This is a genomic window from Streptomyces sp. NPDC001536 (genome assembly GCF_042894505.1).
Classification (GTDB): domain Bacteria; phylum Actinomycetota; class Actinomycetes; order Streptomycetales; family Streptomycetaceae; genus Streptomyces.
In genome coordinates this window covers 810996-836834 of sequence record NZ_JBIAVQ010000001.1, presented here as the reverse complement: position 1 = coordinate 836834, position 25839 = coordinate 810996, and the positions used below count along the sequence as shown (strand labels likewise).

Genomic DNA, 25839 nt, shown 5'->3' with positions numbered 1-25839 from the left:
AGGGAATGCTGCGTACGACGCCTACGAAGGGATCGACGTGACACGCAAGACGGTGCGTATCGCCATGAACGGCGTGACCGGGCGCATGGGCTACCGCCAGCACCTGGTCCGCTCCATCCTCGCGCTCCGCGAGCAGGGTGGCCTCGACCTCGGCGACGGCACCGTGCTGTGGCCGGAGCCGATCCTGGTCGGCCGCCGCGAGCACGCGCTCAAGGCGCTCGCGGACAAGCACGGCCTGGAGCACTGGGCCACGGACGTGGACGAGGTCCTCGCCGACGAGACCGTGGACATCTACTTCGACGCCCAGGTCACCTCGGCCCGCGAGGAGGCGATCAAGAAGGCGATCGCGGCGGGCAAGCACATCTACACCGAGAAGCCGACCGCCACCGGCCTGGACGGCGCCCTGGAGCTGGCCCGTCTCGCCAACGCCGCCGGCATCAAGCACGGCGTCGTCCAGGACAAGCTCTTCCTCCCCGGCCTGCTCAAGCTGAAGCGCCTCATCGACGGCGGCTTCTTCGGCCGGATCCTCTCGATCCGCGGCGAGTTCGGCTACTGGGTCTTCGAGGGCGACTGGCAGCAGGCCCAGCGCCCCTCCTGGAACTACCGCGCCGAGGACGGCGGTGGCATCGTTGTCGACATGTTCCCGCACTGGGAATACGTCCTCCACGAGCTCTTCGGCCGGGTGAAGTCCGTCCAGGCCCTCACCGCCACCCACATCCCGCAGCGCTGGGACGAGAACGACAAGCCCTACGACGCGACGGCCGACGACGCCGCCTACGGCATCTTCGAGCTCGACGGCGGCGCGATCGCGCAGATCAACTCCTCCTGGGCCGTCCGCGTCAACCGCGACGAGCTCGTCGAGTTCCAGGTCGACGGCACCGAGGGCTCCGCCGTCGCCGGTCTGCGCAACTGCCGTGCCCAGCACCGCTCGGCCACCCCCAAGCCGGTCTGGAACCCGGACATCCCCGCCACCGAGGTCTTCCGCGACCAGTGGCAGGAGGTCCCGGACAACGCCGAGTTCGACAACGGCTTCAAGGCCCAGTGGGAGCTGTTCCTGCGGCACGTCTACGCCGACGCCCCCTACCACTGGGACCTCCTCGCCGGCGCCCGTGGCGTCCAGCTCGCCGAGCTGGGCCTGAAGTCCTCGGCCGAGGGCCGCCGCCTCGACGTACCGGAGATCTCGCTGTGACGATCCGACTCCCTGACGGCCAGGGCGGATTGAGGGCGTACGAGCCCCGCCCGGAACCACTCGCCGTCACCACCGGTTCCCCCTTCACCTCTCGTACGGTGTTCTCGGCGGCCCACGTCGTCGCCGATCCCTTCGCCGACGTGTCGCCCGACTCGCCGGCCGCCGTCGACTGGGACGCCACCCTCGCCTTCCGCCGCCACCTGTGGTCCCACGGGCTCGGCGTCGCCGAGGCGATGGACACCGCCCAGCGCGGGATGGGCCTGGACTGGGCGGGCGCGGCGGAGCTGATCCGCCGGTCCGCCGCCGAGGCGAAGTCCGTCGGCGGTCTCATCGCCTGCGGTGTCGGCACCGACCAGCTCACCGGCCCGGCGACCCTGGCCGAGGTCCGGGCGGCGTACGAGGAGCAGCTCGCGCTCGTCGAGGAGAGCGGCGCGCAGGCGATCCTGATGGCCTCCCGCGCCCTCGCGGCCGCCGCCTCCGGTCCCGAGGACTACCTGGAGATCTACGGCCATCTGCTCCGCCAGGCCACCGAGCCGGTCGTCCTGCACTGGCTGGGCCCGATGTTCGATCCGGCCCTTGAGGGCTACTGGGGCTCGTCCGACCTGGACACGGCCACGGAGACCTTCCTGGAGGTCATCGCGGCCCACCCGGACAAGGTCGACGGCATCAAGGTGTCCCTCCTGGAGGCCCAGCGCGAGATCGACATCCGCCGCCGCCTTCCGCAGGGCGTCCGCTGTTACACCGGCGACGACTTCAACTACCCCGAGCTGATCGCGGGCGACGAGAAGGGCTTCAGCCACGCCCTGCTCGGCATCTTCGACCCGCTGGGTCCGCTGGCGGCGGAGGCGGTACGGGTCCTGGACACGGGCAACACGGCGGGCTTCCGCGAACTCCTCGACCCCACGGTCGAGTTGTCCCGTCACCTCTTCCAGACGCCGACCCGCTTCTACAAGACGGGCGTGGTGTTCCTGGCCTGGCTCGCTGGCCACCAGAGCCACTTCACGATGGTCGGCGGCCTCCAGTCGGCCCGCTCCCTGCCGCACTTCGCCCGCGCCTACGAACTCGCCGACGGCCTGGGCCTGTTCCCGGACCCGAAGCTGGCGGAGGAGCGGATGAAGACCCTGCTCGCGCTGTACGGAGTGAACCAGTGACCGCAGACCTGTCCCGCTTCTCCATCAACCAGATGACGGTCAAGCAGCTGTCGATGCCGGAACTGGTGGACGCCTGCGGCCAGTTGGGCATCGCGAATGTCGGCCTGTGGCGCGAGCCCGTCCAGGTCCACGGCCTGGAGGCGACGGCCAAGCTGATCCGCGACGCGGGCCTGACGGTCACGACGCTCTGCCGCGGCGGCTTCTTCACGGCGATCGACGCGGACGAGCGGGCGGCGGCCCTGGACGACAACCGCCGTGCCGTCGACGAGGCGGCGACGCTCGGCACGGACACCCTGGTCCTGGTCTCCGGCGGCCTCCCCGCCGGCTCCAAGGACCTGCACGGCGCCCGCGAGCGCATCGCGGACGCCCTGTCGGTCCTCGGCCCGTACGCGGAACAGCACGGCGTACGCCTGGCCATCGAGCCCCTCCACCCGATGTACGCCTCCGACCGCTGTGTGGTCTCCACGCTCAAGCAGGCCCTCGACCTCGCGGAACGCTTCCCGGCCCACCAGGTCGGCGTCACCGTCGACACGTACCACATCTGGTGGGACGACGACGCTCCCGCGCAGATCGCCCGGGCGGGTGCGGGCGGCCGTATCCACACCTTCCAACTCGCCGACTGGACAACCCCGTTGCCGGAAGGCGTGCTGAACGGCCGCGGCCAGATCGGCGACGGCGCGATCGACATGCGCGAGTGGCAGGGCTACGTCGAGGCGGCAGGCTACACCGGCGCGATCGAGGTCGAGCTCTTCAACGACGGACTGTGGGCGCGCGACGGCCGCGAGGTGCTGGCGCAGACCGCGGCGCGGTTCGTGGAGCACGCGGGCTGATCTGCTTGTGACGGCCGCCTGGAACAGGGGAGTTCCGGGCGGCCGTTTTTCAGTCGTGTGTGGCGTTCCAGGCGTCCGCGATGGTCCAGGCGGCCAGGATCAGGGCCAGGGTCGCTCGGACGCCGCCGACTTTCGCGCGGGGGCTGTAGAGGGGGTACCCCACGGCGAACATCGTGATCACGATCAGCCAAGGGGCCACCTCACCCCTGCCGAGCTGGCCCAGTCGGCCGACCGCGCAGAGGGTGATGAAGAGGGCTGCGGCGGGGTTCAGCCACCGTCTCAGTCTGCGCGGCCGGCCAGGGCCGTACTTCGTCGGTTTCACGATCTCGAACAGGGCGACCAGGAGGATGGTCAGGAAAAGGGTGACCCCGGACCACTTGATCGCGCCCGGGAACCAGATGGCGAGGAGCAAGGTGAAGAAAATGAAAGCGCTGCCGCCGGCCAGCAGGATGACCGGGACGTCCCAGCCGGGTTTCTCCGGGGAGATCTCGGGAGACGGCGGGGAGAGGCGAGGGAGCGGGCGGTCGAGATCGACGCGTTCCCAGCGGAGCCGGTCACGCAGTATCCGGACATAGGCCGCCTGATAGGTCGCCGCCGAGAACAGATAGGACACTTCGGCGGGGTTCGAGAAGCGTGCCACGGCGTTGGTCGCCGCAACTCCCCACATATGCCGGGGGAGGGCCGCTGACTGCTCCGCGAAAAGCAGTGCGTGGGAGGCCCTGGGAGAGATGTGAGTTTCTTCCAGGATGCGCAGCAGGCCCGCGAAGGTCGGGGCGACGGTGCGGCTGTTTCCTTCCCGTGCGCGGTATTCGTTGTACACGTCGATCACGGCACGGAGCTTCGCCGGATGTGCTTCCACCTGCCACTTCTCCGCGAGGCCGAGCCATTCCGTCCGGGGAATCGGTCGGGCCGTCCCGTCGAGCGGCGGTGTGAAGTGATCGCGGTATTCCCTCGCGTGTTTCCGCTGCCGATGCAGGACCAAGCCCGATATCAGGGCAAGGATTCCCGCGCAGTACAGGACCGGCCTGGCCACCGCCTCGCCGAGGACGGCCCAGACCGGCCAGATGAAGAACGCGAACCCGCTGAGGGAGAGCATCACCTCGACCGCTCGGGAACCCGCGCGGTACGGCGCGTACGAGGTGGGCGGCAAGGTCGCCTGCCGGAGATGCGCGTACGCCGCCGAATCCGTCACCGCCAGGTCTGTCACGGCCGCCGGCCCGGTGGCGGAATGTGTCACCCCAGCCGGGTTCAGCGCGGCCAACCGCTTCTCCAACGGCGGATGCGAATCCCGCCGGGGGCTGCGGCTCGGTGGCACGACCTGGGGAAGACGTCCGGAGTCCTGCAACAGGGCGCCGAATGTTTCGTACGGATCATCGGGAGTCCGGCCGTACGCGTGCATTGGGTCCAGTGTTCCCGTCCGGTACGCCTTCCAGGAGACGGCGACCGTGTGCGAGGAGAGCAGCGACCTCGCCATGACGTCATTTCCGACGATCTCGGCGGCGGCGCGGTCCGCCTCGTACTCCTGACGTCGCCGGATCGCCAGGGTCACCAGGTCGTAGAAGGAGCGGTAGAGCGAGATGACCCGGCGCTGTACGGACGCGAGAGAACGGATCGAGGTGTCGACCGGGGAGACGTCGCTCACCGGGAGTGCGGCGTGGTCGAGTTCCGTCAGCAATTCACCCAGAAGTGCCGAACCCCGGTAGATCGTATTGCTGAACGGTGCGTGGCGGCGCGCGTAATGGCCCAGTTCGTGGCAGAGCACCGCCCGTAACTGATCGGTCGGCAGTCCCACGAGCAGGGGGACCCCGATGCACATGTGCCGAATACGCCTCGGGCGCCGGAAGAGGCGGTGGACCTCGTGCACGGACGCGTTGGCGTGCGGAGTGAGCCACAGGTGCGTCGGCGCCGACGTCCCCATCGAGCGCGCGACGTCCGCCACCAGTTCCCTCAACTGCGGTGCGTCGGCGAGGGAGATGAGTTCCGCCGACTCCGGCAGGCCGCCCGTACGGCGGACTCCGCGCACGGCACGGGCATCTGCCGCGAGGAGCGGGAAAACCACCACTCCCAGGAAGATGAACGCGGGCGGCGCCCAGAAAAACACCAGGACGGTGAAGCCGCCGATGAAGAACAGCCAGTAGCCGATCAGCACGGCCAGCAGCAGCGAGCCCACCACCAACAGCCCGATGACCACAAGCACGAGAGCCTCGCGCAGCAGATGTCTCACCGGGCGCCCTCACCCGAACCGCAGGCGGCCGTCAGCCAGTTCTCCGCCTGCCGCAGCAGACTGCTCAACGGGTCACGGGACAGTGCCGTGCTCTCCACCCGCACATCACGGGTCGAGGACATCAACGCATCGCCACCACCGGGAAGTTCACCCGTCGGCAGCCCCAACTCCCGCCCCAGTCGCCCGCGTGCCTTACGCAGACTCCCCGCAACACTGCTGCGTTTGATGTCCAGCAACTCCGCGATCTCCTGCTGCGGCATCCCCTGGAGGCAGTGCAGCACCAGGACTTGGCGCTGCCGGTCCGGCAACCCCTTGAGGGCGGCCAGCACTTGGCGGGCCTCGGAGGTCTCCTCCACGCTCGCCGTCGGCGGCGGTTCGATCTCCAGCGTGTGGTGGCGGAACCACGTCCGGCGGGCCCGGTTGAGCCGCTGGGTCATGACCTTGTACGCCCACGCCTCGGGTGCCTCGTAGTGCGACACCCGGTCCCAGTAGCGGAACAGCTCGGCGTACGCCTCCTGCACCGCGTCCTCCGCCTCCTCGCGGTGGCGCCACAGCAGCAGCGCCCGCGCCCGCATCCGCGGATACGTTCGCTGGAAGAACACGTCGAAGTCCTCGCGCGCCCCGGAGATCTCGCTGCCCCCCTCGACGGTGTGCGTCACCGCTCGTCCTCCCACACGTCCTCGCGCGCGGCCCGGTACCGGTACTCGACGACGGTGCCCGCACGGTGGAAGCGAAATGTGCGCGCCACGATACGGCGGCGGATACGGCGACCGGACCCCGATCGCGCAATCCGCACAACCGCCTCCCAACTCGCCCCCACAGCCGCGATCACGGCCGGGTCGAGCACCCAGTGCTCCACGCTGCTCACCTCTCCCGGTGGTTGTTCTGACACCGGGTAACAGCACGTGGCGGCCGACATGTTTACCGAGGGGCGCGAGTGAGTCGTGTGGGCCGTACCGACGCCGAAGAAATCTTGGGGAACCCGTACAACCCTCTCCCCACCTCGCGGGTCGTACTTGGCATCAGGACTTCTGGGGAGGGGATCTGGGGGGATCGCGGGGGTTCTGATACGGAGGGGAAACCCGAGGGGGCCTGGTCGACGGACCAGGCCCCCTCGAAGCTTGTCCGGCTAGAAGAACACCCCGCAGCGCAGCAGCACATTCGCGTACGGCCGTGCCTCGCCGGTCCGCACCACCAGCCGCGCACCCGCCGACAGCTCCTTGAGCCGCTCGTGCGAGACGAAGTCCAGATCGCCCGCGCCGAAGTGCCCGTCCAACAGCTTCGCCGCCCCCGGATTCGCGTCCCGCACCTCCGCCGCCGCCGTAGCCCCTTCCACGACCAGCTCGGCCAGGAGCCCCTCCACCACTTCGGCGAAGGACGGCACCCCGGCCCGGAAGGCCAGGTCGACCACGCGCGGCCCGTCGGGGATCGGCATACCGGCGTCGCAGACCAGTACGCCGTCGCCATGGCCCAACTCCGCCAGCGCGCCAGACAGATGACGGTTCAGAATTCCCGCCTTCTTCACAGCGCGTCGACCTCCACCGCCGTCGGGAACGACACCTGCGCGCCCTCCTTCGTGACGGCCGCCGCCCCCACCCGTGCCGCGTACGCCGCGGCCTCGGCCAGGGAGGCACCGGCACCGAGCCGGTACGCCAGCGCCGCCGTGAACGCGTCGCCCGCGCCGGTCGTGTCCACCGCGTCCACCTTGACCGGAGCCACCCTGGTCACCCCCTCCCTGGAGGCCACCAGCGCACCTTCCGACCCCAGCGTCACGACCACCGACCGCGGCCCCTTCGCCAGCAGGATCCGCGCCCAGTCCTCGGGGGAGTCCCCGATCGCCGAGTCACCCAGGATGACCTTCGCCTCGTGCTCGTTGACGATCAGCGGATCGCAGGCGGCCAGCACCTCCGTCGGCAGCGGCCGCGGCGGCGACGGGTTCAGCACGAAACGGCTGTCCGGCGCCAGATTGCGTACGACCTCCACGACCGTCTCCAGCGGGATCTCCAACTGCACGGACACCACCCGCGAGGCGTGGAACAGGCTCCCCGCGGCCCGTACGTCCCCCGGCGTCAGCCGCCCGTTGGCACCCGGCGAGACCACGATGCTGTTGTCCCCCGACGGGTCCACCGTGATCAGCGCGACCCCGGTCGGCGCGCCACCGACCAGGACACCCACCGTGTCGACCCCGGACGAGCGCTGCGAGTCCAGCAGCAGCCGGCCGTACGCGTCGTCGCCGACCCGGGCCAGCAGGGCCGTACGGGCGCCGAGGCGAGCGGCCGCGACCGCCTGGTTCGCACCCTTGCCGCCCGGGTGGACGGCCAGGTCGGAGCCGAGCACGGTCTCGCCGGCGCCCGGCCGCCGCTCGACGCCGATGACCAGATCGGCATTGGCGGATCCCACGACCAGCAGGTCGTAGTCGTACATGAAAACGCTCCCCTATGAAGTGACTTGAGGCGGGCGGGCCCCCGTCAGGACGACCCACCCGCCTTGCGGTCTCAGCCCGTGAAGCCGGCCACGTTCTCCTTCGTGACCACCTTCACCGGCACCATCACCGACTTCGCGACCTTCTCACCCTCGGCGGCCTTCACCGCGTTCTGCACGGCGATCCTGCCGAGTTCGGACGGCTGCTGCGCCACGGACGCGTACAGCGTGCCTGCCTTGACGGCCTTGAGACCGTCGTCGGTTCCGTCGAAACCGATGACCTGGACGGACTTTCCGGCCTTGGAACCCAGTGCCTTGATCGCGCCGAGCGCCATCTCGTCGTTCTCCGCGAAGACACCGGAGATGCCGGGGTTGGCCTGCAGCAGGTTGGTCATGACGTCCAGGCCCTTGGTGCGGTCCCAGTCGGCCGGCTGCTTGGCGACGACCTCGATACCCGGGTAGGCCTTGAGCCCCTCGGCGAAACCGGCGCCGCGCTCGCGGCTGGCGGAGGTGCCGGCCTGGCCCTGGAGGATCACGATCCTGCCCTTGCCGCCCAGTTTCTCGGCGAGCGCCTTGGCGGCGAGCTTGCCGCCGGTGGTGTTGTCGGAGGCGACGAGGGCCGCGGTGGACGCGTTGTTGACCGCGCGGTCGACGGCCACCAGCGGGATGTCCGCCTTGTTGACGCCCTTCGCCGCCGGGGTCACCGCGTCGGAGTCCACCGGGTTGACGATGATCGTGCCGAGCCCCGAACTGGTGAAGTTCTCCAGCTGGTTGGCCTGCTGCGAGGCGTCGTTCTGCGCGTCGGTGACGGTCAGGTCCACGCCCAGCTTCTTCGCCTCGGCCTGCGCACCGGCGCGGATCGACACGAAGAACGGGTTGTTGAGCGTCGACAGCGACAGCCCGATCTTCCGCGACTTCCCGGCGTCGTCCGCGGAGCCGCTGTGCAGGAAGGAGGTGGCCCCGACGATCGCCGCCGCGACCACGGCCGCGAGCACGTACGTCGCCGCCTGCTTGCCCTTGTTGCCACCGGTACCGGCCGCGACCGGGGTCGCCCCCGCCTTGCGGCGCACGGTGTCGAGGAGCACGGCGAGCGCGATGACGACACCGATGACGACCTGCTGCCAGAAGGCGGACACGGAAAGGAGGTTGAGGCCGTTCCTGAGCACCGCCAGGATCAGCGCGCCGATCAGCGTGCCGGACGCCTTGCCCGTACCACCGGCCAGCGAGGCACCGCCGATGACGACCGCGGCGATCGCGTCCAGCTCGTAGCCCTGCGCGGCCTGCGGCTGCGCGGAGGAGAGCCGGGAGGCGAGCACGATGCCCGCGGCGGCGGCGAACAGTCCGGAGAAGGCGTAGATCGCGAGCTTCTGCTTCTTCACCCGCAGCCCGGAGAGCCGGGCCGCCTCCTCGTTGCCGCCGATCGCGTACATCGAGCGTCCGATGTACGTCCGGCCCAGCACGAACGCGGTGATGAGCCCCATCAGGACCATCACGAGCACCGGCACCGGCAGCCAGCCGCCGAGCGTGTCACCGAGGTGCGAGACCGAGTCGGGGAAGGCGATGGGGGAGCCCTGCGAGATCACCAGGGACAGACCGCGGGCCACCGACAGCATGGCGAGCGTCGCGATGAACGGCGGCAGTTTCCCGTACGAGATGAGGAAGCCGTTGACCAGGCCGCACGCTATGCCGGTCGCGACGGCGAGCAGCACCGCCAGGAAGACCGGCATGCCCTCCGAGGTCGCGCTCCAGGCCAGGACGGTGGCGGAGAGGGCGGCGACCGAGCCGACCGACAGGTCGATGCCCGCCGAGACGATCACGAAGGTCACACCGAAGGCGAGGATGGCGGTCACGGCCGCCTGGACGCCGACGTTGAGCAGGTTGTCCGTCGTCAGGAAGTCGCCGGACAGTGCCGACATCGCGATGACGAGGACGATGAGCGCGGTGAGCGCGCCGTTGTCGAGCAGGAGGCGGCGAAGCCCCGAGGCGCCACTCGCGCCCGTCGTGCTCTTGAGCGTGTCAGTGGCCACGGGAGGTCTCCGTTTCGATGGTGGTGGGGTTGCTGACGGCGAGCGCCATGACGGCGTCCTGGGTGGCCTCCGCCGCGGGAAGCTCACCGGCGATCCGGCCCTGGGCCATGACCAGGACCCGGTCGCTCATGCCGAGCACCTCGGGCAGATCGCTGGAGATCATGAGGACGGCGGCGCCCGCGGCCGTCAGTTCGTTGATGAGCTGGTAGATCTCGACCTTGGCACCGACGTCGATCCCGCGCGTCGGCTCGTCGAGGATCAGCACCTTGGTGTCGGCGAGCAGCCACTTGCCGATGACGACCTTCTGCTGGTTGCCCCCGGACAACGTCCTCACGTGCTGCTGGAGTCCGGCCATCCGTACGCCCAGCTGCTCGGCGATCCGGGCGGCGGCCTCCCGCTGCCCCTTGAGGTCGACGATCCCCGCGCGCGTGGCCGAACGCAGCGTCACCAGACCGAGGTTCTCCTCCACGGACGCGTCCAGGACGAGCCCCTGGCCCTTGCGGTCCTCGGGGATGAGTCCGATACCGGCCGCCATGGCGGAGTTGACATCGTTGCCCTTCAGGTGCGCCCCGGAGACCTTCACGGTGCCCTTGTCGTACGGGTCGGCGCCGAACACGGCCCGCACGACCTCCGTACGACCGGCCCCGACGAGCCCGGCGATGCCGACGACCTCACCGGCGTGCACCTCGAAGGAGACGTCGTGGAAGACGCCGTCCCGGGTGAGCCCCTCGACGGACAGCAACGCGGCACCCTTCTCGGGCACTTCCCGCGGGTACTGCTGCTCGATGGACCGCCCCACCATGAGGCGTACGAGCTCGTCCTCGGGGGTGGAGGCGGGCACCTGCCCGACGGACCTGCCGTCGCGGATGACGGTGACCCGGTCGCCGAGGGCGGCGATCTCGTCGAGATGGTGGGTGATGAACACGATGCCCACGCCGTCCTCGCGCAGCGTGCGCACGATGGCGAAGAGCTTCTCGACCTCCTCGGAGGTGAGCACGGCGGTCGGCTCGTCCATGATCAGCACGCGCGCGTTCAGACTCAGCGCCTTGGCGATCTCGACCATCTGGAGGCGGGCGATACCGAGTTCGCGGACACGCGCGCGTGGCGAGACGCTGACCCCGACGCGCTTCAGCAGCACCTCGGCGTCGGCCTCCATCCTCTTCCGGTCGATCATGCCGAGGCGGCGCGGCTGGCGGCCCAGGAAGATGTTCTCGGCGACGGTGAGGTCGGGAACGAGGTTGAACTCCTGGTAGATGGTGGCGATCCCGAGGCGCTCGGAGTCCTGCGCACCATGGATGCGCACCTCCTCGCCGCCGGCCAGGATCCGCCCGCCATCGGGCGTGTAGGCGCCGGAGAGCATCTTGATGAGGGTGCTCTTGCCCGCGCCGTTCTCACCGAGGAGGACGTGCACCTCGCCGCGGCGCAGATCGAAGTCGACGCCGTCGAGCGCGACCACGCCGGGGAAGGTCTTCCTGATGCCCTCGATGCGCAGCAACTCGTCCTGGTTGCTCACGACTGGCTCCTGTTCTGTGCGGGTGCCGACTCGGGGGAAGCCGGCTGCTCGCCGCACGAGCGGCGTACGACGAGACGGGCGGGGAGGGTGACGGACTGCGGGGGCCGTCCCTCGATGCGGTCGACGAGCGCGCGCACGGCGGCGCGGCCCAGCTCGCCCGTGGGCTGGGCGACCGCGGTGATCGGCGGATCGGTGTGCACGAACCACGGGATGTCGTCGAACGCGGCGAGCGCGATGTCCTGCGGAATCCGCAGCCCACGCGCGCGTACGGCGTCCAGGGCGCCGAGCGCCATCAGGTTGTCGGCCGCGAACACGACCTCGGGCGGCTCGGGAAGGTCGAGGAAGCCCTCGGTGACCCGGCGCCCGCTCTCGGCCTGGAAGTCGCCCTGCCCTATGTAGGCGTCGGGGAGTTCGAGACCGTGGGCCTGGAGCGCCTCCCTGAAGGCCTCCACGCGCTCACGGCCGGTGGTGGTGGCCGCGGGTCCCGCGATGATGGCGAGCCGCCGGTGTCCGAGCGCGTGCAGATGCGCGACGAGATCACGCACGGCGTCCCGCCCGTCGGATCGCACCACCGGCACGTCCACGCCCGGGATCCACCGGTCCACGAAGACCATCGGCGTCCCGCCGCGCGCGGCGTCCAGCATCAGCGGGGAGCCGCCGTCGGTGGGGGAGACGAGGAGGCCGTCGATACGGCGGTCCAGCAGGGTCCGTACGTGGTGGTCCTGGAGGTCGGGCCGTTCGTCGGCGTTGCCGATGATGACGCTGTACCCCAGCGCGCGGGCCTCCTCCTCGACGGAGCGGGCCAGCTCGGTGAAGTACGGGTTCATCACGTCGCTGATGACCAGGCCGAGGGTGCGGGTCTGATCGGTGCGCAGGGAACGGGCGACGGCGTTCGGGCGGTAGCCCAGCGCCTCGACGGCGGCCAGCACACGGGTGCGTGCGTCCTCGCTGACCGACGGATGGTCGTTCAGGACGCGCGACACCGTGGCGACGGATACCCCCGCCTCGGCAGCGACGTCCTTGATGCTCGCCATCGCCGCTCCACCTCCTCGTGGAATCGATTACATCGATGTGTGTAGAGGATTGGAATCGATTACACGGAGGTTAATCAAGACCCTGCCGACATCCCGAGATCTGATCGTGATGAACGGCGCTCAGATGAGCGCTGTGCGGGCTGTGACGGTGTCACGCTGGAGGTAAGGAGTGGTTTCACCGAGGCCTTGGAGGAGTCATGACGTCGGCAACCCGCGATGACGTCCCCGTAGCGATGGAAGGCGACGGGGTCGAACTGCGCATGATGCCCATCGGCGGCGGTATGTCGGTGGGCTACATCCACCTCCCCCAGGGCACCGACATGGGCCCGGCCCTCAAGGGCCTGCCCGACGACGCCTGCCAGTGCCCGCACTGGGGCTACCTCCTCAAGGGCAAGATCCGCATGCGCACGGCCACCGGCTCGGAGGTCTACGAGGCGGGTCAGGCGTACTACTGGGGGCCTGGGCATGTCCCGGAGGCGCTGGAGGAGAGCGAGTTCGTGGAGTTCTCCCCGACGGAGGACTTCGAGAAGGTCATCGACCACGTCAAGTCCCAGGCGGGGTAAGGGCTGACCCGTAGTCCCGCCGCCCTGTCAGTGCCGACCGGTACCGTCGGATCATGTCCCAACAGGCGGCGAATTCCGCACCGACCGGCGAACGACGACTCGCCGTCCTCGAAGGCGTCCTGGAGCGGATCACGTACGCCAACGAGGAGAACGGCTACACGGTCGCCCGCGTCGACACCGGCAGGGGCGGCGGCGACCTCCTCACCGTCGTCGGCGCGCTGCTCGGCGCCCAGGTCGGTGAGTCCCTCCGGATGGAGGGGCGGTGGGGCTCACACCCCCAGTACGGCAAGCAGTTCACCGTCGAGAACTACACGACGGTCCTGCCGGCCACCGTCCAGGGCATCCGCCGCTACCTCGGCTCGGGCCTCGTCAAGGGCATCGGGCCCGTCTTCGCCGACCGCATCACCCAGCACTTCGGCCTGGACACCCTCCAGATCATCGAGGAGGAGCCCAAGCGGCTCATCGAGGTCCCGGGGCTCGGCCCGAAGCGGACCAAGAAGATCGCCGACGCCTGGGAGGAACAGAAGGCGATCAAGGAGGTCATGCTCTTCCTCCAGACCGTCGAGGTGTCGACGTCGATCGCGGTCCGCATCTACAAGAAGTACGGCGACGCCTCCATCTCCGTCGTCAAGAACCAGCCCTACCGCCTCGCCTCCGACGTCTGGGGCATCGGCTTCCTCACCGCCGACAAGATCGCCCAGTCCGTCGGCATCCCGCACGACAGCCCGGAGCGCGTCAAGGCGGGCCTCCAGTACGCCCTTTCGCAGGCCACCGACCAGGGCAACTGCTATCTCCCCGAGGAGAGGCTGATCGCCGACGCGGTGAAGCTCCTCCAGGTCGACACCGGCCTCGTCATTGAGTGCCTCGCCGAACTGGCCCAGCCCGACGAGGACACCGGCGACCCCGGCGTCGTACGGGAAAAGGTGCCGGGCGAGCACGGGGAGCCCGTCACCGCGATCTACCTCGTTCCCTTCCACCGTGCCGAACTCTCCCTCGCCGCCCAGCTGCTGCGCCTCCTGCGTACCGACGAGGACCGCATGCCGGGCTTCCACGACGTGGCCTGGGACAAGGCGCTCGGCTGGCTCAAGGGCCGTACCGGCGCCGACCTCGCCCCCGAGCAGGAGGCCGCCGTCAAACTGGCGCTCACCAAGAAGGTCGCCGTCCTCACCGGCGGCCCGGGCTGCGGCAAGTCCTTCACGGTCCGCTCGATCGTGGAGCTGGCCCGCGCCAGGAAGGCCAGGGTCGTCCTCGCCGCCCCCACGGGCCGTGCCGCCAAGCGCCTCGCCGAACTCACCGGCGCCGAGGCCTCCACCGTCCACCGCCTCCTGGAGCTGAAGCCGGGCGGGGACGCGGCGTACGACAAGGACCGCCCCCTCCAGGCGGACCTGGTGGTGGTGGACGAGGCGTCCATGCTGGACCTGCTGCTCGCCAACAAGCTGGTCAAGGCGGTCCCTCCTGGCGCGCACCTCCTCTTCGTCGGGGACGTCGACCAGCTCCCCAGCGTCGGCGCCGGCGAGGTCCTGCGCGATCTGCTCGCCGACGGCAGCCCCATCCCCGCCGTACGCCTCACGCGCGTGTTCCGTCAGGCCCAGCAGTCCGGTGTGGTCACCAACGCCCACCGGATCAACTCCGGGCAGCACCCCGTCACCGACGGCATGAAGGACTTCTTCCTCTTCGTCGAGGACGACACGGAGGAGGCGGGCCGGCTCACCGTCGACGTGGCGGCCCGGCGAATTCCGGCCAAGTTCGGACTCGACCCGCGCCGCGACGTCCAGGTCCTCGCCCCCATGCACCGGGGCCCCGCCGGGGCCGGGAACCTCAACGGCCTGTTGCAGCAGGCCATCACGCCCGGTCGCCCCGATCTGGCGGAGAAGCGGTTCGGCGGGAGGGTCTTCCGCGTCGGCGACAAGGTCACCCAGATTCGCAACAATTACGAGAAGGGCGAGACCGGAGTCTTCAACGGCACCGTGGGCGTCGTCACCTCGCTCGACCCGGTCGACCAGCGGCTCACGGTGCTGACGGACGAGGATGAGGAGGTCCCGTACGAGTTCGATGAACTGGACGAACTGGCCCACGCGTACGCGGTGACCATTCACCGCTCCCAGGGCAGTGAATATCCCGCCGTGGTGATCCCCGTCACCACGGGAGCATGGATGATGCTTCAACGGAATCTGCTCTACACAGCGGTCACCCGGGCCAAGAAGCTGGTCGTCCTCGTCGGTTCGCGCAAGGCGATCGGTCAGGCGGTGCGCACGGTGTCGGCCGGGCGGCGGTGCACGGCCCTCGACTTCCGCCTCTCACCGGGCCCCCTCCGGGAGTGAGGTGGGGTGCCGGGCCACCCATCGTGAAAAATGATCGATCAAATGAGTCACGAAGGTCACAGAGCTCTTCCGGAACCGGGCGAGGAGGGGCAGGATGGGCAAGCTGGCGGCACTGAGTGCCGCCAATTAGCCCAATGGCCGACCCCGAGTGCACTCTCCTGCGCCAAATGGGGGATGGTAGAGACAGTCAGGGCAACCTCGAAGATGAGGCACAACGTCGGGTGAGGGAAGACGTGAGCGACAACTCTGTAGTACTGCGGTACGGCGACGGCGAGTACACCTACCCGGTGATCGACAGCACCGTCGGCGACAAGGGCTTCGACATCGGCAAGCTCCGCGCCCAGACCGGTCTGGTGACACTGGACAGTGGCTACGGGAACACCGCGGCCTATAAATCCGCCGTCACCTACCTCGACGGCGAGGCGGGCATCCTCCGCTACCGCGGCTACCCGATCGAGCAGCTGGCCGAGCGCTCCACGTTCCTGGAGGTCGCCTACCTGCTGATCAACGGCGAGCTGCCGACCGTCGACGAGCTCACCTCGTTCAAGAACGAGATCACGCAGCACACCCTGCTGCACGAGGACGTCAAGAACTTCTACCGTGGCTTCCCGCGCGACGCCCACCCGATGGCGATGCTGTCCTCGGTCGTCTCCGCGCTGTCCACCTTCTACCAGGACAGCCACAACCCCTTCGACGAGAACCAGCGCAACCTCTCGACGATCCGCCTGCTCGCCAAGCTTCCGACGATCGCGGCGTACGCGTACAAGAAGTCGATCGGTCACCCGTTCGTCTACCCGCGCAACGACCTCGGTTACGTCGAGAACTTCCTGCGGATGACCTTCTCCGTCCCGGCGCAGGAGTACGAGCTCGACCCGGTCGTCGTCTCGGCCCTGGACAAGCTCCTCATCCTGCACGCCGACCACGAGCAGAACTGTTCGACGTCGACGGTCCGCCTCGTCGGGTCCTCGCAGGCGAACATGTTCGCGTCGATCTCCGCAGGCATCTCCGCGCTGTGGGGCCCGCTGCACGGTGGCGCCAACCAGTCCGTCCTGGAGATGCTCGAGGGCATCCAGGCCTCCGGCGGCGATGTCGACTCCTTCATCCGCAAGGTGAAGAACAAGGAGGACGGCGTCCGCCTGATGGGCTTCGGCCACCGGGTGTACAAGAACTTCGACCCGCGCGCCAAGATCATCAAGGCCGCGGCCCACGACGTTCTCTCCGCGCTGGGCAAGTCCGACGAGCTGCTGGACATCGCCCTGAAGCTGGAGGAGCACGCGCTCTCCGACGACTACTTCGTCTCGCGCAGCCTCTACCCGAACGTCGACTTCTACACCGGCCTGATCTACCGCGCCATGGGCTTCCCGACCGAGATGTTCACGGTCCTCTTCGCCCTCGGCCGCCTCCCCGGCTGGATCGCCCAGTGGCACGAGATGATCAAGGAGCCCGGCTCCCGCATCGGCCGCCCCCGCCAGATCTACACCGGCGTGGTCGAGCGCGACTTCGTTCCCGTCGAGGAGCGCTGACACCTGCCGGTGGGGGCGCCGCTTGATGGGTGCCCCGCCGCCGGTGGCGTATCTCTCGGCTCCACGGTCATCGCCCGGGCCTGTCGGCCTGCGGTGCGCGAGGGCTGCGGCCGGGGGTCCGGGGGTTGTCCCCCGGGTAGACGCTGCCACCGGCGTGGTCGAGCGCGACTTCGTTCCCGTCGAGGAGCGCTGACACCTGCCGGTGGGGGCGCCGCTTCGGTGGGTGCCCCGTCGCTGGAGAGGTGACATCGCAGGGCCCCGTACACCTGAGGGTGTGCGGGGCCTTCGTGTGTCCGGTGTGCGTATATGAGCGCAGATGGGAGAAGGCGCCCCGGCGCCAGTCCCCCCACGGGCCGACGACCAGGGCGCCTTCCCATGTCCCGGTGCGGATTCCCCCCACGGGATCCGGCCGGGCGTCTGAGAGACCAGCGCCTGAATTCGCTGTCTTTCGGTACTGCCAGGTGTTGCCAGGTACTGCCATTGAGCAGAACGAGCAAAACTCGCCGTACTACTCCTGTGTGCGATCTGCCGGGACACGGTCGGGAGGGCCGCTCAAAGCTTCCCGAAGTACGTGCCCCGGCAACGCATCTCTGAGGAAGTCCCCCAAGACATCCCCAGATGCCAGGATGCGCCCCCCAAGACGCGGCCTGACATCGTCAACTTAGACCTTCGAACCCCTTCGATGGTTACCTTCACATCACTGTGATCTGCGTCTCTTGCATATGTCCGTTAGATACGCAAGAGGCCCGATACGTCGATCGAGGCCCAAGCGTAAGGATGATGCGCGAGCCTTGTGAAGAGCTTATGTGAGTGGCGCGCCGGACTCCAGAGGGGTCCCTCAACGGAATGCGCGCAGACGCAGGCTGTTCGTCACGACGAAGACCGAGGAGAACGCCATCGCGGCACCGGCGATCATCGGATTCAGAAGCCCCGCGGCGGCCAACGGCAGCGCCGCCACGTTGTATCCGAACGCCCACACGAGATTGCCCTTGATCGTGGCCAGCGTCCGCCGCGACAGCCGAATGGCATCCGCGGCCACCCGAAGATCCCCGCGCACCAGCGTCAGATCACTCGCCTCGATCGCCGCGTCCGTCCCCGTCCCCATGGCGAGCCCCAGATCCGCCGTGGCGAGCGCGGCCGCGTCGTTGACCCCGTCCCCGACCATGGCAACGACCCGCCCCTCGCCCTGCAACTGCCGTACGACGGAGACCTTGTCCTCGGGCAGCACCTCGGCGACGACCCGCTCGATCCCGACCTGCCCGGCCACCGCCTCCGCCACCGTCCGGTTGTCCCCGGTCAGCAGCACCGGCGTGAGCCCCAGCGCCCGCAGCTCCCGCACCGCCTCGGCGCTGGTCTCCTTCACCGCGTCCGCGACGGCCACGACACCCCGTGCCGCCCCGTCCCAGCCGACCACCACGGCCGTACGGCCGCCGCTCTCGGCCTCTTCCTTGACCCGGGCCAACTCCTGCGGCAGGACGTCGTAAAGACGCCCCACGGCCACGTCACGGCCCTCCACGCGCCCGCGCACGCCCCGCCCCGGCACGTTCTCGAACTCCTCGACCTCCGGCAGCGCCCCGACCCGCTCCTCGGCGCCGGCGGCGACCGCCCGGGCGACGGGGTGCTCGGAGGCGTGCTCCAGGGCGCCCGCGAGCCGCAGCACCTGCTTCTCGTCGGTGCCCTCGGCGGCGTACACCTCCTGAAGGGTCATACGGCCGGTGGTGACGGTCCCGGTCTTGTCGAGCACGACGGTGTCGACCCGGCGCGTGGACTCCAGCACCTCGGGCCCCTTGATGAGGATGCCCAGCTGCGCCCCACGCCCCGTGCCGACCATCAGCGCGGTCGGCGTGGCCAGTCCCAGCGCGCACGGGCAGGCGATGATCAGCACGGCGACGGCCGCGGTGAACGCGGCGACCGTGTCCCCGGTCAGGCCCAGCCAGGCCCCGAAGGTGGCGACGGCGATCAGGATGACGGCCGGTACGAACACGGCGGAGATCCGGTCGGCGAGCCGCTGCACCTCCGCCTTGCCGTTCTGCGCCTCCTCGACGAGCCTCGCCATCCGCGCGAGCTGCGTGTCGGCGCCCACGCGCGTGGCGGCCACGACGAGCCGCCCTCCGGCATTGACCGTGGCGCCGGCGACGGCATCGCCCGGGCCCACGTCCACCGGCACCGATTCCCCGGTGAGCATCGACGCGTCCACCGCGGAGGCCCCCTCGACGACGGTGCCGTCGGTGGCGACCTTCTCCCCGGGCCGTACGACGAACCGGTCCCCGACCGCCAGCCGGCCCACCGGGATCCGCACCTCGCGCCCGTCCCGCAGCACGGCCACGTCCTTGGCGCCCAGCTCCATGAGTGCCCGCAGCGCCGCCCCCGCGCGCCGCTTGGAACGGGCCTCCAGATAGCGGCCGAGCAGGATGAACACGGTGACCCCGGCGGCCACTTCGAGATAGATGGTCGAGGCGCCGTCCGCGCGGGAGACGGTGAACGCGAACTCGTCCTTCATGCCCGCCATACCCGCGTCACCGAAGAACAGCGCCCACAGCGACCAGCCGAACGCGGCCAGCGTGCCCAGTGAGACCAGCGTGTCCATGGTGGCCGCCGCGTGCCGGGCGTTGGTCCAGGCGGCCCGGTGGAAGGGCAGCCCGCCCCAGACGACGACGGGGGAGGCCAGGGTGAGCGCGAGCCACTGCCAATTGTCGAACTGAAGGGCCGGGACCATCGAGAGCAGCACGACGGGGACGGCGAGCAGGGCGGCGACGACGAGACGCTGCCGTAGCGACGTCAACTCCGGGTCCTCGTCCGCCGCTTCCTCCCGGGGCGGCGCCGGTTCCTCCGCTGTGTACCCGGTCTTCACCACCGTGGCGATCAGATCGGCCACCCCGACGCCCTCGGCGAAGGTGACCTTCGCCTTCTCGGTGGCGTAGTTCACCGTGGCGGTGACCCCGTCCATCCGGTTGAGCTTCTTCTCCACCCGGGCCGCGCAGGAGGCGCAGGTCATCCCGCCGATCAGGAGCTCGACGTCGGAGGTGGTCGGCGTTATGGGGGTGTCGGTGGTGGTCATGTCCGTACTCCATGGAGCTGCCGCCCACCGGTGTGCCTGGGGGCGCGGGGAACTGCGCGACAAGCCACGATGGCGCCGCGGTCGCTCAACGGCCCATCGTGGCACTTTCTGTCGCGACCTTCTCAGGCACGACCGACGAGCTCGAACCCGGCCTCGTCCACAGCGGCTCGCACCGCCTCCTCGTCGAGCGCGGCCTCGGACACCACGGTGACCTCACCCGTGGACGCGACCGCCTTCACCGAGGTCACGCCCGCGATCTCGGAGATCTCGGCCGAGACGGAGCCCTCACAGTGTCCACAGCTCATCCCGCTCACCTTGTAGACGGCGGTGACGGAACCCTGGGTGTCGGTCTGGGCGCTCATGTCGTTCTCCTCATCGAGGGATGTGGTCCGTAAGCCACACTATACCCCTAGGGGGTATTAATCCAAGAAGGATCCCGCCGCGCCGGTGCGGCAAGGTGCCCCTCGGCGAACAGGTCCCTGTCCAGACGGGTGCTCGCCGGCCGTGCCGCCAACCGCGGCGCGATTCCGTGTGTCGAGTCCCACAGGGCGTGCGGCAGCGAGACGCCGACGTGCGTGCCGATGGCAGGCCCGGCGAGGTGGAAGTGCCCGCGCCCCTACGGGATCGGGTTCAACAAGGTCGGCGGAGACGGTCAGGGGGTCGGCGTCGTGGTGAGGCCGTCCGGCAGGCCGAGCCCGGCTCCCACGAGCGGGTCGAGATAGCGGACCAGGGCGTTCTTCAGCTCCTGGATGTACGCGTCGCGTTCGGCGCCCTCGTGGGCGAGGACGAGTTCCAGGCCCGCCATGTACATCCCCAGTGCCATGTGTGCGACACGGGTGATCGTGGCCGGGGGCGCCTCGGGTGCGAACGAGCGGAGCAGGTTCTCGATGCGGGCGACGAGGGTCGCGTGCAGGGCGTCGTGCTGTTCGGCGATCCGGCCGGGGATGTCGGGGCCGTGCATCAGCGCGAAGAACACCGGGTGCTGGCAGTTGAAGTCGATGAACCGGTCGACGACGGTTCCGACCGCCTGCTCCAGCGGGGTCGCCGGGTCGACGGGCGCGAGCGCCTCGCCGTAGGTCTCCTGCATCTCGTGCATGAGCCGGCCGCCGAGCTCGACGGCGATCGCCTCTTTGTTCGGGAAGAACTGGTAGAGCGTGCCCGGTGAGACGCCCGCCTCGCGGGCGATGGCGTTGGTGCTGGCGGCCGTGTAGCCGGTCGCGCAGAAGACGGAGGCCGCGGCTTCGAGCAGCTGTGCGATACGGCGCTCACCGCGGGCCTGGCGGCGGCGCGGCTGGTCCTTCTCCTCGTTCGCGGGCACGCGTCATCCCCAACTCTCCGAACAGGATTGACAAACACGAGCGGTCGCTCGCATTCTGGAGAAACGCGAGCGATCTCTCGTGTTTGCCAAGTCTATGGCAAGGCAACGGCAGATCCATGCTGCCTGGTGAAGGGGACACCGCACGATGACCGAAGTCAACAAGCCGCCGCGCACCGGAGGCTGGACCAAGTTCGTGACCGCCCGACCTCGGTTGTCGCTGCTCGCGGCCCTCGTGCTCACCGTGCTCGCCGTCCTGGCCGGCAGCGGGGTCGCCGATCGGATGGGCGCCGGCGGCTGGGAGGACCCGGACGCCGAGTCCACGTACGCGACCAAGGCGCTGGAGCGCGAGTTCCCGGGCTCCCAGCCCAACCTCCTGCTCCTGGTCGACGCGGGGAGCGCCACGGTGGACGACCCGGCGGTCGCGGCCGAGGCCAGGCGCCTGACGGAGCGGCTGGCGGGCGAGAAGGGCGTGACGGGCGTCGGCTCCTACTGGGCCACCGATGCCCCGGCCCTGCGCGCGAAGGACGGCCATGAGGCGCTGATCGCCGCCCGCATCACGGGCGACGAGAAGGCGATGGGGGAGACCCTGGACCGCCTCGCGCCCACCTTCCGGGGCGCGCACGGCCCGGTGGAGGTGACGATCGGCGGCCCCGTCGCCGTGCGGCACGAGATGCAGACGATCATCCAGGAGGACCTCACCCGGGCCGAGCTGATCGCCCTGCCGGTGACGCTCGTCCTGCTGGTGATGGTCTTCGGCAGCGCGGTCGCCGCTCTCCTGCCCCTCGGCATCGGCATCGTGGCGATCCTGGGCACCAACGCGGTGCTGCGCGGCCTGACCGAGTTCACCGACGTCTCGGTCTTCGCGATGAACCTGACCACGGCCCTGGGCCTCGGCCTGGCCATCGACTACGCCCTGTTCATCGTCCGCCGCTTCCGCGAGGAACTGTCCGCCGGCGCCGACCCGTCGGCAGCGGTCGGCACCACCCTGCGCACCGCCGGCCGCACCGTCCTCTTCTCGGCCCTCACGGTCGCGGTCTCCCTGGCGGCGATGCTGCTCTTCCCGCAGTACTTCCTGCGCTCCTTCGCCTACGCCGGCATCGCGGTCGTCCTGCTGGCCGCGGCCGCCGCGCTGATCCTGCTCCCGGCGGCCCTCGTCCTGCTGGGAGAGCGGGTCAACGCCTGGGACCTGCGGCGCCTGTTCCGCCGCGAGCGGCCCGCCAAGGAAGGCACCGCCTGGGCCCGCGCGGCGACGCTCGTGATGCGCCGGGCCCCCTTCTTCGCCCTCGGCACCACCGCGGTCCTCGTCCTGCTCGGACTCCCCTTCCTGGGCGTGAAGTTCGGCACCGCCGACGACCGCCAGCTGCCCTCGACCGCCGAGTCCCATGTCGTGCAGCAGCACATCAGGGACGGCTTCCCGGGCAGCCCCGGCGGCGGTCTGGAAGTCCTGGCGCGGGGCCGGGCGGGCGAGGCCCAGTACGCCGCCTACAAGGAGCGGATCGCCGCACTCCCCGACGTGCTGCGGGTCGACGGCCCCCTGGTGAAGGGCGACGCGGCGTACTTCACCGTCCAGCCGAAGGGCGAGGCGGTCGATGACGCGGCTCAGCGCCTCGTGGGCGAACTACGCTCCACGGACGCCCCCTTCGACACCAAGGTGACCGGTACCGCGGCCGTCCTGGTCGACTCCAAGGACGCGATAGCCGAGCAACTGCCCTGGGCGGCCGCCTTCATAGCGATCGTCACCCTGCTCCTGGTCTTCCTCCTGACCGGCAGCGCGCTGATACCGATCCAGGCGGTGGTGCTCAACGCGCTCAGTCTGACGGCCATGTTCGGCGCGGTGGTCTGGGTCTTCCAGGACGGCCACCTCTCCGGCCCGCTGGGCTTCACCAGCCCCGGCTCGATCGAGACGACCCTCCCGGTCCTGATGTTCTGCGTGGCCTTCGGCCTCTCCATGGACTACGGCGTCTTCCTCCTCTCCCGCATCAAGGAGGAGTACGACACGACAGGCGACCACAACGAGGCGGTCCGCCACGGCCTCCAGCGCACCGGCGGGCTGATCACGGCGGCGGCGGTGATCCTGGCGGTGGTGATGGTGGCGATCGGCACGTCGAGGGTGACCAACACGAAGATGCTGGGTTTGGGGATTGCGCTGGCGGTGGTGATGGACGCGATGATCGTGCGGAGCCTGCTGGTCCCGGCGGTGATGAAGCTGACGGGACGGGCGACGTGGTGGGCACCGGGTCCGTTGCGAAGGTTCCACGACCGGTTCGGCGTGAGTGAAGGGGGCGAGAACCCACCTGGGGGCGCGGGGAACTGCGCGACCAGCCACGATGTACCCGCAGACCGAAACGGCGATGGGATGGCAGATGCGAGCGGTGGTATTCGAGCAATACGGTGACCCGGCAGAGGTACGCGAGGTCCCCGACCCCACACCTCCCACGCACGGCGTCGTCGTACGAGTCGAAGCCACCGGCCTCTGCCGAAGCGACTGGCACGGCTGGCAGGGCCACGACCCGGACATCACCCTCCCCCACGTACCCGGCCACGAACTCGCCGGTGTGATCGAGGCAGTCGGCGCCCGAGTCACGGGATGGCACCCCGGCGCCCGCGTCACCGTCCCCTTCGTCTGCGCCTGCGGCACCTGCGCGACCTGTGCCGCGGGCGACCACCAGATCTGCGAGCGCCAGACCCAGCCCGGCTTCACCCACTGGGGTTCGTTCGCCCAGTACGTGGCCCTGGACCACGCCGACGTGAACCTCGTGGCGATCCCCGACGACCTCTCCTACGCCACCGCGGCAGCGCTGGGCTGCCGTTTCGCCACGGCGTTCCGCGCGGTCGTGCAGCAGGGAAGGGTCGCCGCGGGGGAGTGGGTCGCGGTGCACGGCTGCGGCGGGGTGGGCCTGTCGGCGGTGATGATCGCGGCGGCGTCGGGGGCGAGGGTGGTGGCGGTGGACGTGTCCCCGCAGGCGCTCGACCTGGCACGGAAGTTCGGCGCGGCGGAGTGCGTGGACGCGTCGAAGGCCGGGGACACGGCGGAGGCGATCCGCGAGCTGACCGGCGGCGGTGCGCACCTCTCCCTGGACGCCCTCGGCTCGCCGGTCACCTGCGCGGCCTCGGTCGACTCGCTGCGCCGGCGAGGGCGGCACGTCCAGGTCGGCCTGCTCCCCTCGGCCACCGGCACGACCCCGGTTCCGATGGCCCGCGCGATCGCCCTGGAGCTCGAACTCCTCGGCAGCCACGGCATGGCCGCGCACACCTACCCGCTGATGCTGGAGCTGGTCCGGGCGGGCGTGCTGCGGCCCGATCTGCTGGTGACGTCCTCGATCGACCTGGACGCGACCCCCGCCGCGCTGGCCGCGATGGGCACGACACCGGGGGCGGGGGTGACGGTCATCGAGCCGTGGCGGTGAGGGCGGCCCAGTCGCGGTCGAGGAGACCCATGACGACTTCGTCGACCCATGCGCCGTGCTTGAACTCGGTCTCCCGCCGCAGGCCTTCCCGCACGAACCCGACCTTCTCGTAGACGCGCAGGGCCCGGTGGTTGAAGGCGTAGGCCTCCAACTGGATCCGGTGCAGCCCGAGTTGCTCGAAGCCGTACCCGACGACGAGCCGGGTCGCCTCCGTGCCGATGCCCCGGCCGCGTCCCCGGGGGCCGATCAGGGTGCGGAAAGTGCAGCTGCGGGCCTTGGGGTCCCACTCGTAGAGCACGACCTCGCCGACGAGTTCACCGGTGGCGGGGTCGGTGACGGCGAGGTCGAGGCGGTCGGGCTGGGCGCTGCGGGAGCCGTACCAGTCGCGCAGCCGCTCCGGGGTGAGTTCGCCGGGCGGGTCGCCCGTGAAGTGGGTGACCTCCGCGTCGCCGATGATCTCCCACATGCCCTCCGCGTCCGCCTCCGTGAAGGGACGCAGCACGGTCTTCTCGCCGGTGAGGACGGGTTTGACAGAGAAGTCGCTCATGGGGCGACTGTGGCAGAGGCGACCTGCTTCCGGCCCGCGATTTTCGCAGCGGCCGACGCGGGGCCGCCGACGCGGGGTCGCCCGGTGCCGCGAGCACGGAAAAGGGTGCCTGCGAGCCGTGCGCAGGCACCCCTGGACACGACGGGAGGTGTCTCAATCCTCTCTGCGCCCACGGTTGCCCGGGCGCGCGGCGACCCACTTGCGGACGGTGTCCGCGTACCAGAAGGGCTTGCCGCCCTCGACATGGTCGGGCGGCGGCAGCAGCCCGTGCTTGCGGTACGACCGCACGGTGTCCGGCTGCACCCGGATGTGCGCCGCGATCTCCTTGTACGACCAGAGCCTTCGGTCGGTCATGAATTGCACCTCCCCGCGCGCACCGCGGCGGCGGCCGGGAACGGCCGTCGGGGGTACCGGGCGCTGCGCTGGCGATCACAAACCCTGTGCCCCGTGAACGACGCAGAGTGACCGCGGGTCAGGGCCTGTGCACCGCGTGTGACGCAAGACCCGCGTACACGCGACATGTGTGACACGAAGGGGGCGTTTGTGACGTGAGTGCAGCAAAGGCGTACGCGGGCCTACGGGCGGGGCGCGTTGACATCGTGACGCGGATCGCCCTTCGCGGCCCGCGGCCGGAGGCGGACGCCCAGGGCGGGCCGGACCCGCTGCGCCGGGCCCGGCCCGCCGGCTCCCCCGTCCCCCCGTGGCCGGAGCGG

General features: G+C 69.9%; 21 protein-coding genes. 8 read left to right on the top strand and 13 right to left on the bottom strand.

Annotation, left to right across the window (positions count from 1 at the left end):
• Nucleotides 1-37: 37 nt before the first annotated feature.
• From ACFY0U_RS03780 to ACFY0U_RS03770, 3 genes are read left to right on the top strand one after another with little or no spacing between them, the layout of a single operon-like run.
• Nucleotides 38-1189 (top strand): Gfo/Idh/MocA family protein, encoded by a 1152-nt coding sequence (locus ACFY0U_RS03780; protein ID WP_388629642.1) that lies wholly within the window; start codon nucleotides 38-40, stop codon nucleotides 1187-1189.
• On the top strand, nucleotides 1186-2340 hold the full coding sequence (locus tag ACFY0U_RS03775) for a dihydrodipicolinate synthase family protein (protein WP_388629639.1): 1155 nt from the start codon (nucleotides 1186-1188) through the stop codon (nucleotides 2338-2340). The genes ACFY0U_RS03780 and ACFY0U_RS03775 overlap by 4 nt, the downstream gene beginning before the upstream one ends.
• Before the next feature lie 32 nt (nucleotides 2341-2372).
• Nucleotides 2373-3170, top strand: a complete 798-nt coding sequence (locus ACFY0U_RS03770; protein ID WP_388630444.1) for a sugar phosphate isomerase/epimerase family protein — start codon at nucleotides 2373-2375, stop codon at nucleotides 3168-3170.
• Nucleotides 3171-3219: 49 nt separating this feature from the next.
• Here the strand turns inward: ACFY0U_RS03770 and ACFY0U_RS03765 are convergent, their stop codons facing one another.
• The 8 genes from ACFY0U_RS03765 to ACFY0U_RS03730 all read right to left on the bottom strand — a co-directional run bounded on the left by ACFY0U_RS03765 (nucleotide 3220) and on the right by ACFY0U_RS03730 (nucleotide 12389).
• Nucleotides 3220-5394 (bottom strand): M48 family metallopeptidase, encoded by a 2175-nt coding sequence (locus ACFY0U_RS03765; RefSeq protein ID WP_388629637.1) that lies wholly within the window; start codon nucleotides 5392-5394, stop codon nucleotides 3220-3222.
• On the bottom strand, nucleotides 5391-6053 hold the full coding sequence (locus tag ACFY0U_RS03760) for an RNA polymerase sigma factor (RefSeq protein WP_388629634.1): 663 nt from the start codon (nucleotides 6051-6053) through the stop codon (nucleotides 5391-5393). Before ACFY0U_RS03760 ends, ACFY0U_RS03765 begins: the two co-directional genes overlap by 4 nt.
• Nucleotides 6050-6253, bottom strand: a complete 204-nt coding sequence (locus ACFY0U_RS03755; RefSeq protein ID WP_351680578.1) for a hypothetical protein — start codon at nucleotides 6251-6253, stop codon at nucleotides 6050-6052. Before ACFY0U_RS03755 ends, ACFY0U_RS03760 begins: the two co-directional genes overlap by 4 nt.
• Nucleotides 6254-6523: 270 nt before the next feature.
• Entirely contained in the window at nucleotides 6524-6919 is a 396-nt protein-coding gene (rbsD, locus tag ACFY0U_RS03750) for a D-ribose pyranase (RefSeq protein WP_388629631.1), read from the bottom strand.
• A complete protein-coding gene (locus tag ACFY0U_RS03745; RefSeq protein WP_388629628.1) occupies nucleotides 6916-7818 on the bottom strand; it encodes a ribokinase in 903 nt (300 codons plus the stop codon). The genes rbsD and ACFY0U_RS03745 overlap by 4 nt, the downstream gene beginning before the upstream one ends.
• 71 nt (nucleotides 7819-7889) lie before the next feature.
• On the bottom strand, nucleotides 7890-9842 hold the full coding sequence (locus ACFY0U_RS03740) for a substrate-binding domain-containing protein (RefSeq protein WP_388629625.1): 1953 nt from the start codon (nucleotides 9840-9842) through the stop codon (nucleotides 7890-7892).
• The gene (locus ACFY0U_RS03735) at nucleotides 9832-11355 is read right to left on the bottom strand and encodes a sugar ABC transporter ATP-binding protein (RefSeq protein ID WP_388629622.1); all 1524 of its coding nucleotides are present in this window, start codon (nucleotides 11353-11355) and stop codon (nucleotides 9832-9834) included. Before ACFY0U_RS03735 ends, ACFY0U_RS03740 begins: the two co-directional genes overlap by 11 nt.
• The gene (locus tag ACFY0U_RS03730) at nucleotides 11352-12389 is read right to left on the bottom strand and encodes a LacI family DNA-binding transcriptional regulator (RefSeq protein WP_388629619.1); all 1038 of its coding nucleotides are present in this window, start codon (nucleotides 12387-12389) and stop codon (nucleotides 11352-11354) included. The genes ACFY0U_RS03735 and ACFY0U_RS03730 overlap by 4 nt, the downstream gene beginning before the upstream one ends.
• A 197-nt stretch (nucleotides 12390-12586) precedes the next feature.
• On the opposite strand from ACFY0U_RS03730, the gene ACFY0U_RS03725 reads away from it, so the two are divergent.
• The 3 genes from ACFY0U_RS03725 (at nucleotide 12587) to ACFY0U_RS03715 (ending at nucleotide 16796) form a co-directional block, all read left to right on the top strand.
• The gene (locus tag ACFY0U_RS03725) at nucleotides 12587-12952 is read left to right on the top strand and encodes a hypothetical protein (RefSeq protein WP_388629617.1); all 366 of its coding nucleotides are present in this window, start codon (nucleotides 12587-12589) and stop codon (nucleotides 12950-12952) included.
• A 53-nt stretch (nucleotides 12953-13005) separates the two neighbouring features.
• Nucleotides 13006-15273, top strand: coding sequence for an ATP-dependent RecD-like DNA helicase (locus ACFY0U_RS03720; RefSeq protein WP_388629614.1), 2268 nt, complete (start codon nucleotides 13006-13008; stop codon nucleotides 15271-15273).
• A gap of 233 nt (nucleotides 15274-15506) precedes the next feature.
• Nucleotides 15507-16796 (top strand): citrate synthase, encoded by a 1290-nt coding sequence (locus tag ACFY0U_RS03715; RefSeq protein WP_266826777.1) that lies wholly within the window; start codon nucleotides 15507-15509, stop codon nucleotides 16794-16796.
• A gap of 838 nt (nucleotides 16797-17634) precedes the next feature.
• Here ACFY0U_RS03715 and ACFY0U_RS03710 read toward each other — a convergent pair.
• The 3 genes from ACFY0U_RS03710 to ACFY0U_RS03700 form a co-directional block, all read right to left on the bottom strand.
• Nucleotides 17635-19854: a heavy metal translocating P-type ATPase gene (locus ACFY0U_RS03710; protein WP_388629611.1), complete on the bottom strand. Its 2220-nt coding sequence runs from the start codon at nucleotides 19852-19854 to the stop codon at nucleotides 17635-17637.
• A 122-nt stretch (nucleotides 19855-19976) separates the two neighbouring features.
• Nucleotides 19977-20216: a heavy-metal-associated domain-containing protein gene (locus tag ACFY0U_RS03705; RefSeq protein ID WP_388629608.1), complete on the bottom strand. Its 240-nt coding sequence runs from the start codon at nucleotides 20214-20216 to the stop codon at nucleotides 19977-19979.
• A gap of 290 nt (nucleotides 20217-20506) precedes the next feature.
• The gene (locus ACFY0U_RS03700; RefSeq protein ID WP_388629605.1) at nucleotides 20507-21172 is read right to left on the bottom strand and encodes a TetR/AcrR family transcriptional regulator; all 666 of its coding nucleotides are present in this window, start codon (nucleotides 21170-21172) and stop codon (nucleotides 20507-20509) included.
• Nucleotides 21173-21317: 145 nt separating this feature from the next.
• Between ACFY0U_RS03700 and ACFY0U_RS03695 the strand changes: the two genes are divergently transcribed.
• Nucleotides 21318-23567 carry an MMPL family transporter gene (locus ACFY0U_RS03695; RefSeq protein WP_388629603.1) on the top strand — a complete coding sequence of 750 codons (2250 nt, stop codon included), beginning with the start codon at nucleotides 21318-21320 and terminating at the stop codon, nucleotides 23565-23567.
• Nucleotides 23536-24579: a zinc-dependent alcohol dehydrogenase family protein gene (locus tag ACFY0U_RS03690; RefSeq protein ID WP_388629601.1), complete on the top strand. Its 1044-nt coding sequence runs from the start codon at nucleotides 23536-23538 to the stop codon at nucleotides 24577-24579. Before ACFY0U_RS03695 ends, ACFY0U_RS03690 begins: the two co-directional genes overlap by 32 nt.
• On the opposite strand, the gene ACFY0U_RS03685 is transcribed toward ACFY0U_RS03690, so the two are convergent.
• Nucleotides 24560-25126, bottom strand: a complete 567-nt coding sequence (locus ACFY0U_RS03685) for a GNAT family N-acetyltransferase (protein WP_388629599.1) — start codon at nucleotides 25124-25126, stop codon at nucleotides 24560-24562. The genes ACFY0U_RS03690 and ACFY0U_RS03685 overlap by 20 nt on opposite strands.
• Before the next feature lie 153 nt (nucleotides 25127-25279).
• Nucleotides 25280-25480 (bottom strand): AlpA family transcriptional regulator, encoded by a 201-nt coding sequence (locus tag ACFY0U_RS03680; protein WP_046262470.1) that lies wholly within the window; start codon nucleotides 25478-25480, stop codon nucleotides 25280-25282.
• Nucleotides 25481-25839: the final 359 nt, after the last annotated feature.

Bases quoted from the DNA above. Each gene is read 5' to 3' on its own strand.
- ACFY0U_RS03770 (WP_388630444.1), top strand. From the start codon at position 2,373: ATGACGGTCAAGCAGCTGTCGATGCCGGAACTGGTGGACGCCTGCGGC.
- ACFY0U_RS03745 (WP_388629628.1), bottom strand. From the start codon at position 7,818: ATGTACGACTACGACCTGCTGGTCGTGGGATCCGCCAATGCCGATCTG.
- ACFY0U_RS03730 (WP_388629619.1), bottom strand. From the start codon at position 12,389: ATGGCGAGCATCAAGGACGTCGCTGCCGAGGCGGGGGTATCCGTCGCC.
- ACFY0U_RS03725 (WP_388629617.1), top strand. From the start codon at position 12,587: ATGACGTCGGCAACCCGCGATGACGTCCCCGTAGCGATGGAAGGCGAC.
- ACFY0U_RS03720 (WP_388629614.1), top strand. From the start codon at position 13,006: ATGTCCCAACAGGCGGCGAATTCCGCACCGACCGGCGAACGACGACTC.
- ACFY0U_RS03710 (WP_388629611.1), bottom strand. From the start codon at position 19,854: ATGACCACCACCGACACCCCCATAACGCCGACCACCTCCGACGTCGAG.
- ACFY0U_RS03705 (WP_388629608.1), bottom strand. From the start codon at position 20,216: ATGAGCGCCCAGACCGACACCCAGGGTTCCGTCACCGCCGTCTACAAG.
- ACFY0U_RS03695 (WP_388629603.1), top strand. From the start codon at position 21,318: ATGACCGAAGTCAACAAGCCGCCGCGCACCGGAGGCTGGACCAAGTTC.
- ACFY0U_RS03690 (WP_388629601.1), top strand. From the start codon at position 23,536: ATGCGAGCGGTGGTATTCGAGCAATACGGTGACCCGGCAGAGGTACGC.
- ACFY0U_RS03685 (WP_388629599.1), bottom strand. From the start codon at position 25,126: ATGAGCGACTTCTCTGTCAAACCCGTCCTCACCGGCGAGAAGACCGTG.
- ACFY0U_RS03680 (WP_046262470.1), bottom strand. From the start codon at position 25,480: ATGACCGACCGAAGGCTCTGGTCGTACAAGGAGATCGCGGCGCACATC.